This is a genomic window from Methylobacterium sp. WL19 (assembly GCF_008040005.1).
Lineage (GTDB): Bacteria > Pseudomonadota > Alphaproteobacteria > Rhizobiales > Beijerinckiaceae > Methylobacterium > Methylobacterium bullatum.
The window spans coordinates 1-21,533 of sequence record NZ_VRVC01000092.1; the positions used below are offsets into that span (position 1 = coordinate 1).

The 21,533-nt window shown below is 66.8% G+C and carries 20 protein-coding genes; 7 read left to right on the plus strand and 13 right to left on the minus strand.

What is annotated here, in order from left to right; translation table 11 throughout:
• Both FV220_RS17330 and oxlT read left to right on the plus strand, forming a co-directional pair.
• Positions 1–632: class I SAM-dependent methyltransferase (locus FV220_RS17330; protein WP_147832692.1), on the plus strand; the 632-nt coding region annotated here is incomplete at its 5' end.
• A gap of 62 nt (positions 633–694) precedes the next feature.
• Positions 695–1,969, plus strand: a complete 1,275-nt coding sequence (gene oxlT, locus FV220_RS17335; protein WP_147832693.1) for an oxalate/formate MFS antiporter — start codon at positions 695–697, stop codon at positions 1,967–1,969.
• Between the two features lie 113 nt (positions 1,970–2,082).
• On the opposite strand, the gene FV220_RS17340 is transcribed toward oxlT, so the two are convergent.
• The 7 genes from FV220_RS17340 to dusB all read right to left on the minus strand — a co-directional run bounded on the left by FV220_RS17340 (position 2,083) and on the right by dusB (position 10,489).
• Positions 2,083–2,514, minus strand: coding sequence for an NUDIX domain-containing protein (locus FV220_RS17340; RefSeq protein ID WP_056141556.1), 432 nt, complete (start codon positions 2,512–2,514; stop codon positions 2,083–2,085).
• Entirely contained in the window at positions 2,511–3,695 is a 1,185-nt protein-coding gene (locus FV220_RS17345) for an MFS transporter (RefSeq protein ID WP_246689481.1), read from the minus strand. Before FV220_RS17345 ends, FV220_RS17340 begins: the two co-directional genes overlap by 4 nt.
• Before the next feature lie 631 nt (positions 3,696–4,326).
• Positions 4,327–6,054, minus strand: a complete 1,728-nt coding sequence (locus tag FV220_RS17350) for a GGDEF domain-containing protein (RefSeq protein ID WP_147832695.1) — start codon at positions 6,052–6,054, stop codon at positions 4,327–4,329.
• A gap of 171 nt (positions 6,055–6,225) precedes the next feature.
• Positions 6,226–6,837, minus strand: coding sequence for a DUF6886 family protein (locus tag FV220_RS17355; RefSeq protein ID WP_147832696.1), 612 nt, complete (start codon positions 6,835–6,837; stop codon positions 6,226–6,228).
• Positions 6,834–8,297 carry a nitrogen regulation protein NR(I) gene (ntrC, locus tag FV220_RS17360; protein ID WP_056252880.1) on the minus strand — a complete coding sequence of 488 codons (1,464 nt, stop codon included), beginning with the start codon at positions 8,295–8,297 and terminating at the stop codon, positions 6,834–6,836. Before ntrC ends, FV220_RS17355 begins: the two co-directional genes overlap by 4 nt.
• A 9-nt stretch (positions 8,298–8,306) precedes the next feature.
• Positions 8,307–9,446, minus strand: a complete 1,140-nt coding sequence (locus FV220_RS17365; protein ID WP_018043113.1) for an ATP-binding protein — start codon at positions 9,444–9,446, stop codon at positions 8,307–8,309.
• Entirely contained in the window at positions 9,443–10,489 is a 1,047-nt protein-coding gene (gene dusB / locus FV220_RS17370; protein WP_147832697.1) for a tRNA dihydrouridine synthase DusB, read from the minus strand. The genes FV220_RS17365 and dusB overlap by 4 nt, the downstream gene beginning before the upstream one ends.
• A gap of 134 nt (positions 10,490–10,623) precedes the next feature.
• On the opposite strand from dusB, the gene FV220_RS17375 reads away from it, so the two are divergent.
• Positions 10,624–11,895 carry a bifunctional 2-C-methyl-D-erythritol 4-phosphate cytidylyltransferase/2-C-methyl-D-erythritol 2,4-cyclodiphosphate synthase gene (locus tag FV220_RS17375; RefSeq protein ID WP_147832698.1) on the plus strand — a complete coding sequence of 424 codons (1,272 nt, stop codon included), beginning with the start codon at positions 10,624–10,626 and terminating at the stop codon, positions 11,893–11,895.
• The gene (locus tag FV220_RS17380; RefSeq protein ID WP_147832699.1) at positions 11,892–12,401 is read left to right on the plus strand and encodes a nicotinamide-nucleotide amidohydrolase family protein; all 510 of its coding nucleotides are present in this window, start codon (positions 11,892–11,894) and stop codon (positions 12,399–12,401) included. Before FV220_RS17375 ends, FV220_RS17380 begins: the two co-directional genes overlap by 4 nt.
• 207 nt (positions 12,402–12,608) lie before the next feature.
• On the opposite strand, the gene FV220_RS17385 is transcribed toward FV220_RS17380, so the two are convergent.
• From FV220_RS17385 to FV220_RS17400, 4 genes are all read right to left on the minus strand, one after another.
• A complete protein-coding gene (locus FV220_RS17385) occupies positions 12,609–12,869 on the minus strand; it encodes a PepSY domain-containing protein (protein ID WP_147832700.1) in 261 nt (86 codons plus the stop codon).
• A 223-nt stretch (positions 12,870–13,092) separates the two neighbouring features.
• Positions 13,093–13,548 carry a type II toxin-antitoxin system RatA family toxin gene (locus FV220_RS17390; protein WP_056141533.1) on the minus strand — a complete coding sequence of 152 codons (456 nt, stop codon included), beginning with the start codon at positions 13,546–13,548 and terminating at the stop codon, positions 13,093–13,095.
• A gap of 6 nt (positions 13,549–13,554) precedes the next feature.
• Positions 13,555–14,523 (minus strand): lipoyl synthase, encoded by a 969-nt coding sequence (gene lipA / locus FV220_RS17395; protein ID WP_056141717.1) that lies wholly within the window; start codon positions 14,521–14,523, stop codon positions 13,555–13,557.
• 104 nt (positions 14,524–14,627) lie between these two features.
• On the minus strand, positions 14,628–14,918 hold the full coding sequence (locus FV220_RS17400; protein ID WP_018043105.1) for a GlsB/YeaQ/YmgE family stress response membrane protein: 291 nt from the start codon (positions 14,916–14,918) through the stop codon (positions 14,628–14,630).
• Between the two features lie 371 nt (positions 14,919–15,289).
• On the opposite strand from FV220_RS17400, the gene FV220_RS17405 reads away from it, so the two are divergent.
• The 3 genes from FV220_RS17405 (at position 15,290) to FV220_RS17415 (ending at position 19,268) form a co-directional block, all read left to right on the plus strand.
• A complete protein-coding gene (locus tag FV220_RS17405; RefSeq protein WP_246689482.1) occupies positions 15,290–16,519 on the plus strand; it encodes an SDR family oxidoreductase in 1,230 nt (409 codons plus the stop codon).
• Positions 16,520–16,609: 90 nt separating this feature from the next.
• Positions 16,610–17,812 (plus strand): GSCFA domain-containing protein, encoded by a 1,203-nt coding sequence (locus FV220_RS17410; RefSeq protein ID WP_238254085.1) that lies wholly within the window; start codon positions 16,610–16,612, stop codon positions 17,810–17,812.
• Between the two features lie 109 nt (positions 17,813–17,921).
• Entirely contained in the window at positions 17,922–19,268 is a 1,347-nt protein-coding gene (locus FV220_RS17415; RefSeq protein ID WP_147832701.1) for a sorbosone dehydrogenase family protein, read from the plus strand.
• A gap of 435 nt (positions 19,269–19,703) precedes the next feature.
• On the opposite strand, the gene FV220_RS17420 is transcribed toward FV220_RS17415, so the two are convergent.
• Complete coding sequence (locus FV220_RS17420) at positions 19,704–19,937, minus strand: hypothetical protein (protein WP_147832702.1); 234 nt, start codon at positions 19,935–19,937, stop codon at positions 19,704–19,706.
• A gap of 112 nt (positions 19,938–20,049) precedes the next feature.
• Positions 20,050–21,489, minus strand: a complete 1,440-nt coding sequence (gene lpdA / locus FV220_RS17425; RefSeq protein ID WP_147832703.1) for a dihydrolipoyl dehydrogenase — start codon at positions 21,487–21,489, stop codon at positions 20,050–20,052.
• Positions 21,490–21,533: the final 44 nt, after the last annotated feature.

The window sequence follows — 21,533 nt, forward strand, 5'->3', positions numbered from 1 at the left end:
CCCCCCTGCTCGCGGTGGCGCGCGAGCGGGCCGCCATCGAGGCCCCCGCCCTGGCGCCGATCGCGTTCATCGAGGCGGACGCCCAGACCCACGATTTCGGCGATGCCGCCTTCGAGCAGGCGATCTCCCGCTTCGGCGTGATGTTCTTCGACGATTCCGGCGCCGCCTTCGCCAATATCCGCAAGGCCCTGGTCCCCGGCGGACGCCTGACCTTCCTGTGCTGGCGGCGGATCGAGGACAATCCCTGGATCACGGTGCCGAGGAACCTCGTCCTGCCCCTGGTGCCGGAACCCGAACCCGGCCCCGCCGACGCGCCGGGGCCGTTCCGTTTCGCCGAGGCGGAGACCCTCAACGCGGTGCTGGCGCAGGCGGGCTTCCTCGACATCACCCTCGAGGCGATCGACCGGCCCCTCACCCTCGCGAGGTCCGGCGACGGCACCGCCCGAGATGCGGCGGAGGCCGCCGCGGATTTCGCCACCGAGCTCGGCCCGGTTTCCCGGCTCCTGCGCGATCAGCCCGCGTCGGTCCGCGCGTACGCCCTGAAACGGGTGAGCGACGACTTCGCGGAACGGGCCGTTTCCGGCGCCGTGTCCCTGGATGCCGGCTGCTGGCTGGTTTCCGCGCGGCGCTGAAAGCCGGGCCGTGCAATCTGGTATACACTTTGCGTCTCCGTGCCCGCAGCATGGAGTGCATAATGGATACGAATCTTTCCCGGCAGCGCTGGATACAGCTCGGCCTCGGCCTCGTCGCCATGATGGCGATCTCGAGCCCCCAATATGTCTGGACGCTGTTCACCAAACCGCTGATCGCGACGACGGGCGCGAGCCTCCCGCAGCTGCAATGGACCTTCACGATCCTGATCGTGCTGCAGACCTTCTTCTCACCGGTCCAGGGCTACCTGATCGACCGGTTCAGCCCCAAGCTGATGATCGCGCTGGGCGCCGTCCTCTCGGGCCTCGGCTGGGTGCTCGCCGCCCGCGTCGACACGCTCTGGGGCGTCTACGCCACCTACGGCCTGTTCTGCGGTCTCGGCACCGGCATCGTCTATGTCGGCATCGTCGGCCTGATGGTGAAATGGTTTCCCGATCGCCGGGGCTTCGCCGTGGGTGTCGTCGCCGCCGGCTACGGCATGGGCGCGATGCTCAGCACCTTCCCGATCAGCGATATGCTCACCGCCTCGGGCTACCGCCACACGCTGACGGTGTTCGGCATCGTCCTCGGCGTCGTCGGCGCGCTGGCCGCCCTCGGCCTGAGGGCTCCCCGTGCCGACGAGGTCCTGCCGGCCCCGGCCCGCAACCTCTCGACCTGCGTCCACGACACCGCCCCGAAGGAGATGCTGAAGACGCCGCTGTTCTGGCTGATGTTCGCGATGATGACGATGATGTCCACCGGCGGCCTGATGGTGGTGGCGAACTTCGCCTCCTTCGCCCGCGACTTCGGTGTGGCCGACGCGATCATCTTCGGCTTCGTGGCCCTGCCCTTCGCGCTGACCTTCGACCGCATCACCAACGGCCTCACCCGGCCCTTCTTCGGCTGGGTCTCGGACAAGATCGGCCGCGAGAACACGATGGGCATCGCGTTTGCCGCCGAGGCGGCGGCCATCGCGCTGCTCCTCGTCTTCCGCGAGAATCCGTATGCCTTCGCCCTGCTCTCGGGCGTCGTGTTCTTCGCCTGGGGCGAGATCTTCTCGCTGTTCCCCTCGATCCTCACCGACACATTCGGCACCAAGCACGCCACCACCAATTACGGCTTCCTCTACATGGCGCAGGGCATCGGCTCGCTCTTCGGCGGACCGATCGCCGCCTGGATCTACCTGGTCCAGGGCTCCTGGCTCCCGGTCTTCGCCATCATCATCACCCTCGACGTGCTGACCGCGATCCTCGCCTATTTCGTCCTCAAGCCCATGCGCCGGAACTGGCTCGGCCTCGGCGAGACGCGCGCCATGTCGGCCAAACCCGCCATGGCCTGACGCTCACGTCCCGACCCTCGCGGCCGGGTCGATCTTTCTAAGCGCGGACGGGGAAACCCGCCCGCGCTTCGTCGTATGGCGCCCATCGATCCGTCTGTTCGATGGATCGAGATTTACAATTTCGACAGTCGCATTCGCCGGGCCAGCGGCATGACCTCGTTGCACGTCAGGGGCGCGAGCTTGATCGTTGGCAGCATCGTTTCGGAAGCCCAGACGACCTCTTCGATTTCGGCTGCGGGAGAGACGTGCTGGTCGAGGAGGAAGCCGTAGAGTTCGGCGTCCACCCAGTGTCCGTCTTCGTTCGCGGCTTCCGCGACGAAACGGCCGAGATGAAACGCTTCGGGCGGAAGCTCCACACCGAGCTCTTCCTTCAGCTCTCGCCCTAAAGCCGCGCGCGGGGTCTCTCCCGGCTCGATCTTTCCTCCCGCCTGCATGAAGAACACGGACCCTCGCTTTCGGACGAGGAGCGTCCTGCCTCGCGAATCGAAAATCAAAGCTGCCGCGATGCGAATGACGGGCGCTGTGTCGGGCGGGAAGTTCGTCAAATCGGCTGTCTCCTCCGTCCTTGCGGTATCAGGGCGAGGCCCAGGGTCAGCATCGCGCCGATCCCGGCACCGAGCATGACGGTGAAGGTGCCCCATCGATCGAGCAGGACGGATCCCGCCATGGCGCCGATGCCGATCGCCGTGTTCAGGACGGCCGTGTGAACGGCTGCCGCCGGCGTCGCCAGCGGGCCCGCCGCCTTCAGAATCCAAGTCTGCAGCGTCGCGAACAGCATCGAGATCGCCGCGCCCCAGACCACGAGGCATGCTCCGACGCCGGCAAGACCGAGGGCCGTGCTCGACGTTCCCATGAGGATCAGGGCCAGTCCCATGGCCGTGAGCGCACAGAGGATGACCTCGTGCAGGAAGCGATCGATCAGCCATGCGCCGAGAACGCTGCCGAGAAGCCCTGCCGCACCGAAGGCGAACAGGAAGATCGGGACCGCATTCGGCACGATGCCCGGAAGCGCCGCGATGAACGGTTCGGCAAAGGTGTAGGCCGCGAAATGAACCGCCCCGATCAGCGCGGTGATGGCGTAGATCGGGCGGAGTGTCCGCTCACTGATGGCATCGGCGAGCGTCGTCTCCCGGCCGCGCGCCGAGGTCGTCAGGTTCGAAAGCGTCACCACCATCGAGACGGCCGTCAGCAGGCCGAGCAGCCCAAGGGCGCCGAACGCTCCGCGCCATCCCATTGCCTGCCCCGCCATGTTCACCGCCGGAACACCCATGACCGTGGCGACTGAAATGCCGCCGAAGACGATGGAGGTCGCCAGCCCCGTTCGATGAGGCGGAGCGATGTCCATGGCGAAGGCGGCAACCGTCGCCCAGAAAATGCCGTGTGCCATGGACCCGACGAAGCGGGCGAAGAACAGCACTTCCAGGGACGGCGATAGGAGCGCGATCGCGTTCGAGGCGGCGATGACGAGCATGAGGCCGATCAGGAGGGCCTTGCGCGGGACGCGTCCGACGAGTGTCGGCGCGAGAAGACCGCTGAGGGCTCCGAACCAGGCGTAGAGGGTGACGGTGAGACCGATGGTGGCCTGGGCTTCCCCGAGATCGACGGCCATCTGCGTCATCAGCCCGATCGGGGCGAATTCGGTCGAGACCATCGTGAACGCGGCGATGCCGAGCACCGAGATCGAAAGCCATGTCCGGGAAGGAGAGCGAACACGATCCTCGGCCAAACGTTCTCTCCTCAGACAAACGTGTCAGGCGACCGGATAATGATTTTTCGAAATTTATCGAGTGGCGTCCTGGGCACACTCAGTAAGCGTTTGTCGTCGATCGTTCGACTGATTAATTCAAAAATCGTATTTGACAATTTTCAGTAAAATCGTTCAACAGAAGAGAAATAAATAGAATCTTGAAGTAATTTTACATATTTTATTTTGAAATATGATGAGTCATAATTAATGATTGATCCGTTTATTCTGCGAGATATCCGGCAAGTCATGACACATGATGCCGCGGACCATCATTCTTGGGACAGGGGCCGTCATCCACCCACGACAGACGTCCGCCTTACAACCCAACCATCACCTCACTGCACGCGAGCACCCGCGATCGGCTTCGGCGGTTCGCCCTTCGGAGCCACCCGGTCCTGCGTGTTCCCGAGACGGATGCCGCTCGCATGCAGGGTGGAGCGCCTGATCGCGGCCGGGGCCTATCTCCTCCAGGGCTCCTGGCTCGCGGTCTTCGCGATCCTCTCTCTGATCGACCCCGAGCAGGCCCCGGGACGATCCGCGCTCGGGCCGCTTGGCGATACGGAGAGGATGTCCGGGTTGGGGCGAGCCCTCGCCGAGTTGCGTCGAAAAATTATCCGGCCGCGACGCGAAGATGCGCCTGTGGGCTGGCCGGCCCTTCGCGGTCGGCACGCCAGCCCGATTGAACCGGGGCGACCGCGACCTGGTTTCGTCCGCCGTGCTTGGCGCGATAGAGGGCCGTGTCGGCTGCCTTGACGAGGTCGGCGCTGTTGCTCGACGTGCTCGGAAGGGAGGACACGCCCAGCGATGCGGAAACCTTCGCACCATGGCCTCCGGACAGAGCCTCTATCCGTTCCCGGATCTGTTCTGCCTTGAGCGCCGCATCCTCGAGGCTGCAATCGGGGAGAAACACGATCATTTCCTCGCCACCGTAGCGACAGGCGACATCGGTCTCCCGGAGCGCTCCGACGATCGCTGCCGCCGCCTCCCTCAGAACCGCGTCCCCCGTCGCATGGCCGTGCTCGTCGTTGAGGCGCTTGAAGTGGTCGAGGTCGATCATGATCACCGAGACCTTCCGCCCCTCGCGCTCGGCGATGCGGACATATCGGTCGAGACTGTCCTCCATGTAACGTCGGTTGTAGAGGCCCGTCAGCGGATCGCGGAGCGCCTGGTTGCGCAGCTTCTCGCGCAGCGCGATGTTGGACAGGGCGAGCGACATCGCGTCCCCGAGCGCCGAGCTCAGCGGCAGGATGGCAGCCAGGCGTTCCTCCGCGCCCGAACCCTGCGCGAAGACCTGAAGAAGGCCGAGATTCTCGCCCCGCGCGACCATCGGGATTTCGAGGGCGGCGAGACCGGAGGCATGGTGCTCACAGCAGAGGGCTCTGGAGCCGCTGCGGTTGATGTGCGGCTTGCCGCGCTTCATGGCCCAGCACTGGTTGATCGCGATCACCTCCGGCGGGGGCGATCCATCCTCGCACGCCCAGGAGGTCGAGAGGACGAGGCGGTCCCGTGAGTTGTTGAAGACGTAGAGCGCTCCGCTGAAGCCGCCGATCAGTTCGCCGGCGGTGGCTCGCAGGACCGCGTTCGCATCGTGATGGTCTGTGGCGCTCTGGAGCATGTCCGTCATCTCGAACAGATGACCGATCTGTGTTCTGGACGCGTCCATGTCGGCGATGGCCGTCGCCCGGGCCTGGGCATCTCGCGCGCTCGACCGGAATGCGAAGATCATGATTCCGGCAATTAGAATCTGCGAGAGCAACACGATGCTCTTGCCGATCTCGATGCGGGTCTCGTGATCGGCGAAGTGCGAGTTCCAGTCCGCCAGGAAGGCATCGAACGCGCGACGCATCGTGCCGATCAGAGCGGCACTCCTGCGTTCCTTGAGCAGGGACTGGGCCGCCTCCAGCCTTCCGGCCCGGACGAGTTCGAGAGCGTCCGTCCAGATGGCTTCGAGCGATTTGATGCTGGCGTCGGCGGACGTGCTGGTCCCGTCGGGCATCCTGAGGAAAGGATCGAGGCGAGCCAGATGCGTATCGCGGCGGCTATGGAGCGATTCGAAGGCGCGGCTGTACTCGCTGTAGTCGGTGTCCCGGTCGCCGAGGGCTCTGTTGAGGACGTAGGCTTCCGCGCCCATGAGCGCTTCCTGGGCGATGCGCATCTGCCGCCCGCCCTCGCGCAGGTCGATGAGAGCCTGCTGGTGCCGGTTGGTGTAGAAGAAGCCCGAGAGCACGATCGTGATCATGACCACGACGAGACCGACCTGAGTGGCAAGGCGATGCCGGCCATTGCCGCGCCGGGTGCTTGCCGTCGCAACACCCGCTTCGCGCTCACTCAGTGCCATTGCCGGTCCTACGATATCGGAACCGACACGGATCGGCACGCGGGAGACAGAAAGGCACCAACCTCCTGTCTCCGCGTGAAAGAAGATGGCTAAGAGATTGGTTTTTTGAGCCGCTGCGTTTCGGGGGACGGTCAGCGGTTCGCTCCCGCTCGGCCATGGCGGAGCGTCCCCTCACCGCACACGAGCATCCGCGATCGGCTTCGGCGGCCCGCCCTCCGGAGTCACCCAATCCTGCGCGTTCCTGAGGCGGATGCCGCTGGCGTGGAGGGTGGAGCGCCAGATCGGCGCGAGCGGCGTGAGGCGGGACAAGGTGCGAAGCTCCAGGCCCGCCGCCGCCATCGCACCGGGCAGGTGCCGGATCGTGTCGTGGCCGGTGGGGACGACCGGGCTCTTCGAGACCCAGGTGCCAAGCTCGCCGGTGGGTTCGAAGGTCTCGGGCGGCATGCGGTAGCGTTGAATCGCGGCGGTGGCGATCCGCTCCGCCCAATCCTCCTCCACATAGGCCACGGCGCGGCCGGTGACGTCGCCGAACCACCTGCGCCGGTCCTCCGTCGAGGTCCCATCGGTGGGCCAGATCACGATCCGGGGGCAGTCGCGCGGGAACAGGTAGAGCAGGCTGTGGGCGTCATCGATCGCCCAGACCAGGGGGCCGTTCAGCCAGGCCCCCGCCTCTCCGCGATCCACGCCGACGCGGACGGGGCGCGGCGCGAAGACCCGGATGGCCGGGTCTTCGCCGAAGTGGAACAGGTCTTTCGGTTCGCCGTGCGTGTCGTTCGGGCTCACCGCGCGTTGCGGAAGACCTGAAGGTCGAGGTCCCGCACCTTCTTGCGCAGGGTGTTGCGGTTGACGCCGAGCAGTTCGGCCGCGCGGATCTGGTTGCCGCGGGTGGCGGCCAGGGCCGCGCCGATCAGCGGGCCTTCGATCTCGCGCAAGATTCGGTGGTAGAGGCCGGGCGGGGGCAGCGTGTCGCGATAGCCGCTGAAATACTCGGCGAGATGGCGCTCCACCGCCCCCGAGAGGGTCTCGTTGTCGGCCCCGCCCGATTTCCTGGCGGCCGAACCGTTGGCCTGCGGCTGGGCGAGGGGCAGCGTATCGAGCTCGGCCTCGATCACCGGGCCGGTGATCGTCTCCTGCGGATACAGGGCGGCGAGACGCCGGACGAGGTTCTCGAGTTCGCGCACGTTGCCGGGCCAGCGATAGCGCTTCAGGCGCTCCATCGCTTCGCCGTCGAGCTGCTTGCGGCTCAGGCCCTCCTTCTCCACCAGGATGAAGAAGTGGCGGATCAGGTCGGGCACGTCCTCCGAGCGCTCGCGCAGCGCGGGCAGGCGCAGCGGCACCACGTTGAGCCGGAAGAACAGATCCTCGCGGAAGATGCCCTGCTGGATCGAGACGCGCAGGTCCTTGTTGGTGGCCGCGATGATGCGGACATTGGTCTTGATCGGCACCCGGCCGCCCACGGTGGTGTATTCGCCCTGCTGCAGCACGCGTAGGAGGCGGGTCTGGGCCTCCATCGGCATGTCGCCGATCTCGTCGAGGAAGAGCGTGCCGCCTTCCGCCTGCTCGAACCGGCCGGCAGAGCGCGAGAGCGCGCCGGTGAAGGCGCCCTTCTCATGGCCGAACAGCTCGGATTCAATGAGGTCGCGCGGGATCGCCGCCATGTTCACCGGCACGAACGGCCCGGAGCGGCGACGGCCGTAATCGTGCAGCGCGCGGGCCACCAGCTCCTTGCCGGTGCCCGACTCGCCGGTGATCATCACCGTGAGGTCGGTGGGCATGAGGCGGGCGAGCGCCCGGTAGATCTCCTGCATGGCCGGCGAGCGGCCCACCAGCGGGATGTCCTCGTTGCCGGGATCGGCGCCGGGGGCGGGCGTGCCGCGCGGTCGCGACAGCGCCCGGCCGACGATGGCGATGAGCTCTTTCAGGTCGAAGGGCTTGGGCAGGTATTCGTAGGCGCCGCGCTCGGAGGCGCGGATCGCGGTCATGAACGTGTTCTGCGCGCTCATGACGATGATCGGCAGTTCCGGCCGGACGCGCTTGATGCGCGGCAGCAGGTCGAACACGTTCTCGTCCGGCATCATCACGTCGGTGATGACGAGGTCGCCCTCCCCTTGCGCGACCCAGCGCCAGAGGGTGGCGCAGTTGCCGGTGGAGCGGACCTCGTAGCCGGCCCGCGACAGGGCCTGGTTGAGGACGGTGCGGATGGCGGCGTCGTCGTCCGCGACGATGATGTGGCCGTTGGGCATGACGCGACTCTATTGCTCCGCGGCCGACTCGCGCCCGTCACGGGCGCTCGACATGGGAAGGAGGAGACGGAAAGTGGTGCGGCGCGGCACGGGATCGCATTCGACGATGCCACCGTGATCGCCGATGATCTTGGCCGCAAGTGCAAGTCCGAGGCCGGACCCCTGCGCTTTCGTGGTCACGAACGGGTCGAACAGGTCGGGCAGGAGCTCGGCCGAGACCCCCGGCCCGTTGTCCCGCACCGCCACTTCGATGGGCAGGCTCACCCGTTCCCGCGTGCCGGGCACCTGCATCTTCAGCCCGGTGCGGAAGGCGGTGGAGAGGGTGATCTCGCCGTCTACCGCATCGGCGCCGATGGCCTCGGCGGCGTTCTTCACCAGATTGAGGATGACCTGGATCAGCTGGTCGCGATTGCCCAGGACCGGGGGCAGCGACGGGTCGTAGGTCTCGACGAAGCGGATGTGCCGGGCAAAGCCCGACTGGGCCGAGCGCTTCACCTGATCGAGTACGCCGTGGACGTTGACCGGTCCGCGCTCCACCGGGCGCTCGTCGCCGAACAGCTCCATCCGCTCGACGATGCGGACGATCCGGTCGGATTCGTCGCAGATCAGCCGGGTGAGCAGGCGGTCGTCCTCGGTGCCCGATTGTTCGAGGAGCTGGGCCGCCCCGCGGATGCCCGCGAGCGGGTTCTTGATCTCGTGTGCCAGCATGGCCCCCAGCGCGATCATCGAGCGCGCGGCGCCGCGATGGGTGAGCTGCCGGTTCATCTTGTCGGCGATGGTGCGCTCCTGGAGCATCATCACCACCGCATCCTCCTCGTCGCCGAGGGGGGTCGCGAAGACGTCGACGTTGCGCTCCAGGCCGGAGCGCGGCTGGACCAGCTCGACGCCGTATTCGCTGACGCTCGCCTTGCGGCGGCGCACTTCGGCCACGAGGGCGCTGATCGGGGACGAGAACGGGATGATGTCGCGCAGGTGCCGGCGCTGCATCAACCGCGCGGAATGATCGAAGAACGTCTCCGCCGCGTGGTTCACATGGAGGATGCGGTCGTCTGCGCCGATGGTGATGACCGGCAGCGGCAGGGCGTTGATCACCGCCTCGCTCGTGGGCGGGGCGATGGTCCGGCCGCCATGTTCCTTGTCCGCGCTCACGCTGCCTCCTCGGTGACGAATGGTACGCGCGGGTGCCGCATCGCCTTCGAGAGAAGGTCGGCTGCGATGGCCGGATCGGTGGTGGTGAGGAGCCGCGTCCGGTCGTCGGGGCCGAGCGCGCCGGACCCGTCCACATAGGCCGCCAGGTGCTTGCGCGCGTGGCGCACGCCCATGGCGGGGCCGTAGAGCGCGAGGAGCCCCTGGTAATGCTCCAGGGCGAGGGCGGCCTTCTCCTCGGCGCCGAGGGAACGCGGTGCCCGGCCGGCGAGACCGGCGGCGATCTCGCCCACCAGCCAGGGACGACCCAGGGCCGCGCGGCCGATCATCAGCCCGGCGGCGCCCGATGCGGCGAGGCAGGCCCGCGCACCGGCGAGATCGACGACGTCGCCATTGGCGATGACCGGGATCGAGACCGCATCCACCACGGCGCGGATGGCGGCCCAATCGGCCTGGCCCTTGTAGAATTGCTGCCGGGTGCGGCCATGGACCGTCACCGCCGCGAGGCCGAGCCCCTCGGCGCGCCGGGCGAGATCGGGGGCATTGAGGCTCGCATGGTCCCAGCCGAGGCGCATCTTGACCGTGACCGGGATCGCCACCGCCGCGCGGACGGCGGCGAGGATGCGCGTGGCCCCCTCGATGTCGCGCATCAGGGCGGAGCCCGCCTCCCCGCCGGTGACGGTCTTGGCCGGGCAACCCATGTTGATGTCGATCACATCGGCGCCATTCGCCTCGGCCAGCCGTGCGGCCTCCGCCATCGATTCGGGCACGCAACCGGCGAGCTGGACCACGTGGGGATCGACTCCGCCGCCCTCGGCCCGCAGGCGCGCCTCCTCCGCCCCACGGGCGAATTCGGCCGCCGCCACCATTTCCGAGACGACGGCGCTTGCACCCAGACGCCGCGCGATGCGACGCATGTGCAGGTCGGTGACGCCCGACAGGGGGGCGAGCAGGACCGGCACCGAAGCCGCGGCGCCTGCCTTCTCGCCGGCCTGACCCTGGCCATCGCCCGAGCGCAGAACGCTCAAATAATCATCAGCTTTCATTGTGCCCAACAAATAGACAATCGCCGGGGCGACGCAAGCGCCTTGCGCGATTTGATTTCAGGCTATGCCCCGCTTAAACGACAGACCACCCCAGCCATCCACGCTACCTCGAACTGATGCGGGAGCACTTTTCCATGTCCGGCACCGCCTGGAACGCCGCGGTGGTCGTCGCAGCCGGCCGCGGGATCCGCATCGGCGGTGACGTTCCCAAGCAATATCGCAGCGTCGGCGGACGCGCGGTCCTCACGCGGACCCTCGCCGCGCTGGCGGCGCATCCCGACCTCGCGGTGATCCAGCCCGTGATCGCCGCGGACGCGGCCTCGTTCTACCACGCCTGCGTCGCGGAACTCGACCCCGTTCTGCGCGCCAAGCTCGCGGCCCCCGTCGAGGGCGGCGCCACGCGCCAGCAATCCGTCAGGTCTGGTCTCGAAGCCTTGGCCGGGAGGTCGGCGGTGACGGGCCCGCCAAGTCTCGTCCTCGTCCACGATGCCGCCCGTCCGCATGTGGACACGGCCTTGATCGACCGCGCCCTCGTCGCCGGCCGGGACCATGGCGCGGCGGTACCCGGCATCGCCGTCACCGATACGATCAAGATCGTCGAGGATACCGGGACGGGGATCGGCCGGGTGCGCGAGACCCCCGCACGCGAATCCCTGCGCGCCGTCCAGACCCCTCAGGCCTTCGCCTTCGCGCCCCTCCTCGCCGCCCACCGCAAGGCGGCGGAGGCGGATCTCCACGGCTTTACCGATGACGGGGCTTTGGCCGAATGGGCCGGGCTCGACGTGGTGGTGTTCGAGGGCGACCCGCGCAACCGCAAGATCACCCAGCCCTCGGACCTGATCGAGGCCGACCGCGGCTTTTCCGGCAGCGATGCCCTGTCCTCCGAACCAGAGACCGATTCCATGACGACCTACGTGACCCGCCTCGGGACCGGCTTCGACGTCCATGCCTTCACCGAAGGCGACCATGTCTGGCTCGGCGGCGTGAAGATCCCCGCCGATCGCGGCGTGCTGGCCCATTCCGACGGGGACGTGGCGCTGCACGCCCTCACGGACGCCCTCCTCGGGGCGATCGCGGATGGCGACATCGGCACGCATTTCCCGCCGAGCGACGAGCAATGGCGCGGCGCCTCGTCCGACCGCTTCCTGGCCCATGCGGTGAAGCTCGTCCGCGACCGGGGCGGCCGGATCGACCATCTCGACATCACCGTCCTGGCCGAAGCCCCGCGCATCGGCGCCCATCGCGAGGCCATCCGCGCCCGCATCGCCGAGATCTGCGGCGTGAAGCTGAGCTCGGTCTCCATCAAGGCGACGACCACCGAGAAGCTCGGCTTCGTCGGCCGCGCCGAGGGACTCGCGGCCCAGGCGGCGGCGACGATCCGCCTGCCGGAAGACGACGCGGCGTGATCGACGACCCGGCGCTCCTCGCCCGCGCCGAGGTGTTGGTGGCGGCCTATGCCGCCGCCGGGCTTCGCGCGGCCTGCGCCGAATCCTGTACCGGCGGCCTCGTCGCCGGGCTGCTCACGGCCGTGCCCGGCTCCTCGGCGGTGGTCGAGCGCGGCTTCGTCACCTATTCCAACGACGCCAAGTCCGAAATGCTCGGTGTGCCCGCCGACCTCATCGCGACCCACGGGGCGGTGAGCAAATCCGTGGCCCGCGCCATGGCGGAGGGGGCGCTCGCCCATTCGCACGCGGATGTGGCGGTCTCGATCACCGGCATCGCCGGCCCTGGCGGCGGCAGCGAGGCCAAGCCCGTGGGCCTCGTGCATTTCGGCCTCGCCCGCCGTGGCGCCGCGACCCGGCATATCGAACGCCGCTACGGCGATCTCGGCCGCACCGAGATCCGCCGCCTCGCCGTGGTAGAGGCGCTGGACCTGTTCGGCCGAGCCGTGGAGCCCGTTGGGACGGATTGAGGCCTATGTCAGTTGCTTTTTTCCAAGGCTTCACCTCATCCTGAGGTGCCGCGGAGCGGCCTCGAAGGAGGGCTCCAGCCAGCATCGCGCGATCTGGAGGGCTCCTTCGAGGCCGCCGCTGTGCGGCGTCACCTCAGGATGAGGCGGTCCGATGGGAGGACCGACTTCGGTCTCACCATCCGGTGAGACATCCGATCAAGCCGGCTTTCACTCGGCCACTTCGCCGAGGATCGCGCCCGTCTTCGGATCGGCATCGAACTTCATCTTTCGGCCGTTCTTGATGCCCTCGCCGTCCCAATGGCCGTCATCGGCCTCGAGCCTCGTGATCTCGGTGTAGCCCTCGGCCATCAGCGCCTTCTTGACCTGATCGACCGGCAGCCAGTCGGGGCCGGGCTGGTCCGCCACGGCGAAGCCGGCAAGGCCCGCATTCAAGGCGAGGGCGAGGACGAGAATCGGGATCGGTCTCACGGGGGTGTTCTCCGGTGGCGTTGCGTCCCTGTATCTAGGGTCCCGCCCGGCATTGTCCGCCCGTCTTATCTACGGCGCCACACATCTCGCGGGCAGCACGGATCCCCTCTCCTTTCAGGAGAGGGAGCCCGTCGCGCCTCATGTCGAACCCTCAAGGGTAGAGAAACGGCCGTCGAGCAGATGTGTGGATCCAGTAGCCTGTCAGAGAACGGGCACCGGCGCGTCAGGCGGCGCCGTATACCCGGTCCGCCCTGCCCTCGAACGCATCGGTGAACTTGCGGAAGGCGCGGTCGAACATCGTGCCCATGAGGAGGCCGAGGGTACGGCTCTTGAACTCGTAGGTGATGAAGAAGTCGACGTCGCAGCCGCTCGGCGACCTCTCCTTGAAACCCCAGCGGTTCTCGAGGTGCCGGAACGGCCCGTCGATATATTCGGCGACGATCTTCAGGTTCTGCGGATCGAGGGTGACGCGGGTGGTGAAGCGCTCGCGGATCGCCTTGTAGCCGACCCCCATCTCGGCGACGAGGATCTCGGTGCCGTCCGGGCCGGGCTGGCGGCGCAGGACGCGCAGGGATTCGCAGAGCGGCAGGAATTCGGGATAGCGTTCCACGTCGGCCACGAGGTCGTACATCTGCTGCGGCGAGTGGCGCACCGCGCGGTTGATCCGGAAGGAAGGCATCGGCCCTCAGGCGTTGGCAGGCGCGAGGCGAGCGAGCCGGGCGGCCTTCAATCGTGAAAAATCCTCGCCCGCATGGTGCGAGGAGCGGGTCAGGGGCGTCGCCGAGACGAGGAGGAAACCCTTGGAATAGGCGGTGGTTTCAAGGGTCTTGAATTCGTCGGGCGGGACGAAGCGCTTCACCTCGTGGTGTTTCTTCGTCGGCTGCAGGTACTGGCCGATGGTGAGGAAGTCCACATCCGCCGAGCGCAGGTCGTCCATGAGCTGGACGATCTCGTTCCGCTCCTCGCCGAGGCCGACCATGATGCCGGACTTGGTGAAGATGGTGGGGTCGAGCTCCTTCACCCGCTGCAGCAGCCGCACCGAATGGAAGTAGCGCGCGCCGGGGCGGACGGTGAGGTAGTTGCCCGGCACCGTTTCCATGTTGTGGTTGAACACGTCGGGCCGCGCCTCCACCACCAGTTCCAGCGCACCGTCCTTGCGCAGGAAATCGGGGGTGAGCACCTCGATCGTGGTGGCTGGGCTGCGCTCGCGGATGGCCCGGATGGTGCGGAAGAAATGCATGGCCCCGCCATCGGCGAGGTCGTCGCGGTCCACCGAGGTGATGACCACGTGGTGCAGGCCGAGCTTGGCCACGGAATCGGCGATCTTGGCCGGCTCGTCCCCGTCGAGGGCGTTGGGCAGGCCGGTGCGCACGTTGCAGAAGGCGCAGGCCCGCGTGCAGGTGTCGCCCATGATCATGAAGGTGGCGTGCTTCTTCTCCCAGCACTCGCCGATATTGGGGCAGCCCGCCTCCTCGCAGACCGTGACGAGGCCATGCTCCTTCACGATGGCGCGGGTGGCGTTCCAGCCGGGCGAACCCGGTGCCTTCACCCGGATCCAGTCGGGCTTGCGCTGGATCGGGTTGTCCGGGCGATGCGCCTTTTCCGGGTGCCGGGGGCGCTGGTCGTTTCGCAGGAGGTCGAGGACGACGGCCATGGCATACCGGGCAAGCTGCGCCGGCAACGGGCCGGCGCTCGGTTCGAAAGGTAATGACTCGGCTCCCGCATCGCAAACGATCGGGAAACGATCCGCCGAACCTGTCAGTAGCTCATGCCGCGCCCGCGGATGGCCCTGTAGATGGTGATGATGATCACCGCCCCCGCCGTGGCCGAGAGCAGGTTGCGCCAGAAACCGTAGACCGGGATGTGGAGCTTGGCGGCCAGATAGTTGCCGAGAAGACCGCCGAGGATGCCCATCGCGATGTTGGCGAAGAGGCCCATATTCGCCGAGGTGAACTGTTCCGCGAGCCAGCCCGCCAGGGCGCCGATGACGATCGCCATGAACAATCCCACGCCCGGTTGCCCCAGCGCACCGTAGACTTCTCCATTCATACCTGTCGCTCCTTCGCAAGGAGCGGGGCGTGCCGGTCGCCCCGCTATGGGTCCTACCTGTGACGCTCTCCCCCGCAGCGCAAGTCGCGGCGGCATGGAACTGGACGGGGACTGCGACGCCGGATGGGCCGCGACGGTGCCGACCGTTCGGCGTGAGGAACGTCCGCTCCTGGCGCGATACCCAGCCTGAGCAAGAACGAAACGGAAAATTAATTATTAATTTTAACTATATTCTGAACAAGCTTCGTATAGATCCGTAAAATTCTACGTATTGATTTCCGTCGACTTGTCAGCATCTCGTTAACGTTCTCTTAACTCTCTTTGGGTTGCCGCGACGTCGTTTCGGATGCGCGGCCGTTGGAGCGAGTGCCGTGAGTCGAATTCTTTTGACGGGTGCGACGGGGCTCATCGGTGGTGCCGTCCTGCACCGTGCCCTGGCGATGAAGACGGATACCGAATGGGTCTGCCTGGTGCGGGCCTCGGACGAGGAGGCCGGGCGTCAGCGCATCGCGGCGCGTCTCGGGCGCTTCACCAATGCCCTGAACGCCCAGCGTCTCGCGCAGCGTGTGGAGATCGTCGCGGGGGATTTCACCCATGCCGACACGATCGCCGATCCGCGCCTCGATGCGGTGACGCAGGTTCTGCATCTGGCTGCCGACACGTCGTGGTGGGCGCAGGAAAAAGTCCACCGGACCAACCATGACGGCACCCTGGCCCTGGCCCGGCGCGCGGCGCGGATGCCGCGGCTCGACCGTTTCCTCCATGTGAGCACGGCGATGATCTGCGGAGGCCAGCCGCCCGCGACGGTGGACGAGACGCGCTACCCCAACGCGGAGGCCATCCATCTCGTGCCCTACAGCGCCTCGAAAGCCGCGGCCGAAATGTCGCTGGCGTCCCATTTCGCCGACCTGCCCCTGGTGGTCGTACGCCCCTCCATCGTGCTCGGCCACACCACGCTGGGCGCCCGGCCGGGTTCGAGCATCCTCTGGGTGATCCGCGCCTGCGACCGGCTGCGGCTCGTCGCCGGCTCCCGCGACGGGACCGTCGACATCGTCCCCACCGACTGGGTGGCCGACACCCTGGTGGAGATGCTCGCGAGGCCCGCCCTCGCCCACCGGACCTACCACCTCTCCGCCGGCACCTCGAGCCGCACCCGCTGGAGCGAGCTCGGCCGCACCCTCGACCGCGTCGACCCGGCCGAGAGCCCGCGCCACTACGAGGAATTCTCCGCCCGCGACCGGGCGACCCTCCACAGGCGCTTCACCGAGGTCTTCGGCATGGACGAGGCGATCAAGGTGGCGATGTTCCGGGCGCTGCAGGCCTATTATCGGTTCTGCGAACTCGACGTGACCTTCGACAATACCCGCCTCCTGGCTGAGGGCTTCGCCCCTCCCCCCGCGCTCTCGCAGTATATCGGCCGCTGCATCGAGACCTCCGGCGAGATCGTCGACCAGTTCCGCGAGGATTTCGGGCAGTTCGCGGTCGGGTCTACGCCGCGGCGAGACGCGGCCCGCCCTGCGCCTGCGCTGCCCGAGACGATGCCGGCGCGGGAGATCAACACGCGATCGCCTTCCCAACGTCGCGGATCGATCTCCTCGTGACGTGCCCGTGATGGTCGGCCCGGCCCGGCGTGCGCCGGGCCGCGATGTCTCGCGGCGGACACTTGAGGTGAAAGACGGTGTTCCGAACGCGTGGAAGGTGCCATGAGCGGCGGTGACGCGGAACGTCTCGGCGCAGAAGGGAGCACCCGGCCAATGACAATGATCGAGTTCGTCCAGGACGGTGTTCTGAAAAAAACCTCAGGCAGTTACTTCCGCGGCGAGAATCCGAGCTTCTATCCGACCGACTCATCGCTGCAGCGCGACGACGCCGTAGCCGAGTATCTCGTGAAAGGCCTGATGCCCGAGCGGCCGTTCATCGACAAATCGGCGCCGATCGTCGCCTTCGGCTCCTGCTTTGCTTCGCACGTGGCGGATTATCTCCACGAGGCCGGCTACAACGTCACGAACAAGACGCGTAGCAAGGCCTATGTGACACAGATGGGGGATGGGATGGTCCATACCCATGCGATCCGCCAACAATTCGAATGGGCCTGGCTCGATCGCGTGCCGAGGCAGGCGCTCTGGCACGGCTACAAGGCGGAAGATTTCGGCTACGACGAGACAGCCCGGCTCGAGACAAAGCAATTGTTCGATGAGGCCGATGTCTTCATCATTACATTTGGTTTGAGCGAGATCTGGTACGACGACGTCACCAAGGAAGTCTTCTGGCGGGCACCGCCGCGGGAAGTCTTCGATGGGACGAGACACAAATTCCGTGTCAGCGAGTTCGGGGAAAGTCTCGACAACATTCGAGCCATCCACGCGCTCATCCGGCGCTTCCGGCCTACGGCGACGATCATCTTCACCCTGTCGCCGGTGGCGTTGACGGCGACGTTCCGTCCCCTCGCCTGCGAAGCCGCGAACTCCGTCTCAAAGGCGATCCTGCGCGCCGCGATCGACCAGCATTATCGCGAGACGAAGCCGGAGGACGACAAGCTGTTCTATTTTCCGAGCTACGAGATCGTCACGAGCAATTTTCTCAGACCGTTTCGGTCGGATCGGCGTCACGTCTGCCTGCCGGTGGTCGATCTCAATATGAAGATCTTCGAGAACTACTTCTGCCTGAACGACTTTCCTCAGGATTTCGTCGGTAAGGCGTTCCGCGCGGCACTCCGCGAAGACAAGGGCATGGCCGGCAGCGATCGGACCTGGGACGAGATCGATCAGGGCAGGATCGACGACATCATCGAGCGGCGCCGAGCGCTGAGGATCGAGCTGAGGGCAGCCGAAGCCCAGCAGCGACGGGCCGAACGGATTCAGGAACGTCAGGCCGCCCGGCGCAAAGCTCCATGACCACCGCATGGCGTTCGCTCTCCTCTCCCTTTGACGTAGCCAATGGGCCGGTCGGCCATTAACCTGAGCGAAGGGCGTCCGGCTCGGGCGCGGATCCAGGGTCACCACCATGCGGAAACGATCGAAGCTCGGCCTTGCGGCCTTGGGCGTAGCGCTTCTTGGCGGAGCGGCGTTCCTCCGCTTCGTCGTCTACCCCGAGAAGGCCAGTCTCGAAGCCTCGGCCGGCATAGGACCCAACCCCACCCTGCCCGCGCCGAACCCGACGCTGATGCCCACCGTGAACATCGCCCGCGTCGCCCGCTGGGAGAACGGCGCCAAGCCGAAGACGGCGGCGGGGCTTCAGGTCGCGGCCTACGCGGACGGGTTCGACCATCCGCGCTGGATGTACCTCCTGCCCAATGGCGACGTGCTGGTGGCGGAGGCGAACAAGCCCAAGACCGACGACCCCTCCACCGGCATCGCCGACTGGGTCGCCGACAAGGTGAAGAGCATGGCCGGCGCCGGCGTGCCGAGCCCGGACCGGATCGTCCTCCTGCGCGACACGAACGGCGACGGTGTCGCCGAGGAGCGCCACGTCTTCCTCTCCGGCCTGCATTCGCCCTTCGGCATGGCCCTGGTGGGCGGCGACCTCTACGTCGCCAATGCCGATGCCCTGGTGAAGGTGCCCTATGCTCCGGGCCAGACCGAGATCACCGCGAAGCCCGAGACCGTGGTCGCGCTGCCGTCCGGCATCAACCACCATTGGACGAAGAACGTCATCGCGAGCCCTGACGGGTTGAGGCTCTTCGTCACCGTGGGCTCGAACAGCAATGTCGGCGAGAACGGTCTCGACAAGGAGGTGGGCCGCGCCGCGATCTGGGAATACACCCTCGCCACGAAGCAGATGCGCGAGTTCGCCACGGGGCTTCGCAACCCCAACGGCCTCGCCTTCGAGCCCACCACCGGTGCCCTCTGGACGGCGGTGAACGAGCGCGACGAGATCGGCAGCGACCTCGTGCCCGACTACGTCACCTCGGTGAAGGAAGGCGGCTTCTATGGCTGGCCCTACAGCTACTGGGGCAAAAACGTGGACGAACGGGTGTCGCCGCAGAAGCCCGACCTCGTCGCCAAGGCCATCGCGCCGGACTATGCGGTGGGCACCCACACCGCGTCTCTGGGCATCGCCTTCTCCAACAGATCGACCCTGCCGGAGGCGTGGACAAGCGGCCTCTTCGTGGCCCAGCACGGCTCATGGAACCGCCGCCCGAAGAGCGGCTACAAGGTGATCTACGTCCCCTTCAAGGACGGCAAACCCACAGGGCAGCCGGTGGACGCGCTCACCGGCTTCCTCGACGCCGACGAGAAGGCGCAGGGACGGCCGGTGGGCGTGATCCTCGACAAGACCGGGGCGCTGTTGGTGAGCGATGATGTAGGGAAGGTGATCTGGCGGGTGAGCGGGGTGTCGCGGACACAGTGATGGCGGCTAATGTAAAGAGCAACGACCGCTGTCTCAGACCTCGTAACTTGGTTGATTGAACTTACTAGCGGATGCTCGTGCCAGATCGGGTCATCCCAGCATACCACCTCATCCTGAGGTGCCCTTTGCTTGAGCAAGGGGCCTCGAAGGAGCCTCCAGATGCCGATGCGATACCTGGAAGCCTCCTTCGAGGCCGCTACGCGGCACCTCAGGATGAGGTAAGGCTTTGGAAATACAAATCAAACAGGCTCTCAAAGCCCTCCGTTGCAGTGGGGGAGCACCATGGAGGCCGGCCAGACATGCCGAGTCGCCCTGCCCCTGCCCCTGCCCTACGCATCCTTGTCGTGGGTCAATCGCAACTCGGCCGAGGCTGATTGGCGAGGCATGCACCGGCGGAGGCGCGCTTCAAGCGATGTGGTCTGCTTAACACGCGTTTCAGCCCCTGAGGGCGGAGCGGACATAACCCCGCGAAATCAACCGGCTGGTCTCGCGCGCCCGGCGCTCGGCCTGCATCAGGTCGGACAGGGCGTCGGTGATGGCGCAGCGGAGGGCGATCTCCGCGTCCCCCGCCGTGCTGGTGAGATAGGCCTGGGCGATCTCCTCCACCGGGCAGTGAAGGCCCGGCGCCGCCGTATCCTCGTTCCTGATCCTGGTCAGCGTCTTCGGCATGGCCCGTCTCCGACTCGCGTTGAGAACGAAGACAGAACACGCCACGAGGGTTAACGGATCCTTAACGGGGTCGATAGAAGCCTGTGGACATCCGCGAGACGGGTGTCCGGGCTCAGCTGTGGATCACCTTGCCGTAGGCGTCGAGCACGCTCTCGTGCATCATCTCGCTCAAGGTCGGGTGCGGGAAGACCGTGTGCATCAGGTCTTCCTCGGTGGTCTCGAGGTTCATGGCGACGACGTAGCCCTGGATCAGCTCGGTGACTTCCGCTCCCACCATGTGGGCGCCGAGCAGCTGGCCGGTCTTGGCGTCGAACACCGTCTTCACCAGCCCGTCCGGCTCGCCGAGGGCGATGGCCTTGCCGTTGCCGGCGAAGGGGAAGCGGCCGACCTTTACGGAGAATCCCTGCTCCTTGGCCTTGGCCTCGGTGAGGCCGACGCTGGCGATCTGCGGCTGGCAATAGGTGCAGCCGGGGATCTTGGCCTTGTCCATGGCGTGGGTGTGCAGGCCCTTGATCGTCTCCACGCAGAGCACGCCCTCGTGCTCGGCCTTGTGGGCGAGCATCGGCGGTCCGGCGACGTCGCCGATGGCGTAGATGCCCGGCACGTTGGTCCGGCCCAGGCCGTCGGTGACGACGATGCCGCGCTCGATGCCGATTCCGAGTTTCTCGAGGCCGAGATTCTCGATGTTGCCGACGACGCCCACCGCCGAGATCAGCTTCTCCGCCGTCAGCTGCTGGCTCTTGCCGTCCGTGGTCTCGACGGTGGCGGTGACGGAATTGGCCGCCTTCTCCACCTTCGTCACCTTGGCGCCGGTGAGGATCTTGATGCCCTGCTTCTCGAAGCGCTTTCGGGCGAGCCCGGCGATCTCGGCATCCTCCACCGGCAGGATCTGCGGCAGCAGCTCGATCACCGTCACCTCGGCACCCATGGTGCGGTAAAACGAGGCGAACTCGATGCCGATGGCGCCCGAGCCCATGACGAGCAGGCTCTTGGGCATCGTCTCCGGCACCATGGCCTCGTAATAGGTCCAGATCTGTTGTCTGTCCGGCTCGATGCCGGGGATCGCGCGGGGGCGGGCGCCCGTGGCGACGATGATGTGCTTGGCCGAATAGGAGCCGGCGGCGAGCGCGCCCTTCGGCGCGGGGGCGCGGCTCGTCTCCTTCACCGTGACCTTGCCGGGCTCGTTGCCCTTGGCCGCGGCCTCGATGGTGGCCTCGCCCCAGATCACATCGACCTTGTTCTTCTTCAGCAGCATGCCGACGCCGCCGTTGAGCCGGGTCGAGACCCCACGCGAGCGCTTGACGATGGCGGCGGTGTCGAACCCGACCTTCTCGGCCGACAGCCCGTAATCCGAGGCGTGCTGCATGTAATGGTAGATCTCGGCCGAACGCAGCAGCGCCTTCGTCGGGATGCAGCCCCAGTTCAGGCAGATGCCGCCGAGATGCTCGCGGTCCACCACCGCGGTCTTGAACCCGAGCTGCGCCGCCCGGATCGCGGCGACGTAGCCCCCGGGGCCGGCGCCGATGACGAGGATGTCGTAGGTGTTGGACATGGCGCGCTCCTACTCCCCTCCCCCTTGTGGGGAGGGGCCGGGGG

Excerpts from the sequence above, each read along its gene's own strand:
- oxlT (WP_147832693.1), top strand. The coding sequence starts at position 695 with ATGGATACGAATCTTTCCCGGCAGCGCTGGATACAGCTCGGCCTCGGC.
- FV220_RS17350 (WP_147832695.1), bottom strand. The coding sequence starts at position 6,054 with ATGGCACTGAGTGAGCGCGAAGCGGGTGTTGCGACGGCAAGCACCCGG.
- ntrC (WP_056252880.1), bottom strand. The coding sequence starts at position 8,297 with ATGCCCAACGGCCACATCATCGTCGCGGACGACGACGCCGCCATCCGC.
- dusB (WP_147832697.1), bottom strand. The coding sequence starts at position 10,489 with ATGAAAGCTGATGATTATTTGAGCGTTCTGCGCTCGGGCGATGGCCAG.
- FV220_RS17375 (WP_147832698.1), top strand. The coding sequence starts at position 10,624 with ATGTCCGGCACCGCCTGGAACGCCGCGGTGGTCGTCGCAGCCGGCCGC.
- FV220_RS17390 (WP_056141533.1), bottom strand. The coding sequence starts at position 13,548 with ATGCCTTCCTTCCGGATCAACCGCGCGGTGCGCCACTCGCCGCAGCAG.
- lipA (WP_056141717.1), bottom strand. The coding sequence starts at position 14,523 with ATGGCCGTCGTCCTCGACCTCCTGCGAAACGACCAGCGCCCCCGGCAC.
- FV220_RS17400 (WP_018043105.1), bottom strand. The coding sequence starts at position 14,918 with ATGAATGGAGAAGTCTACGGTGCGCTGGGGCAACCGGGCGTGGGATTG.
- FV220_RS17415 (WP_147832701.1), top strand. The coding sequence starts at position 17,922 with ATGCGGAAACGATCGAAGCTCGGCCTTGCGGCCTTGGGCGTAGCGCTT.
- FV220_RS17420 (WP_147832702.1), bottom strand. The coding sequence starts at position 19,937 with ATGCCGAAGACGCTGACCAGGATCAGGAACGAGGATACGGCGGCGCCG.
- lpdA (WP_147832703.1), bottom strand. The coding sequence starts at position 21,489 with ATGTCCAACACCTACGACATCCTCGTCATCGGCGCCGGCCCCGGGGGC.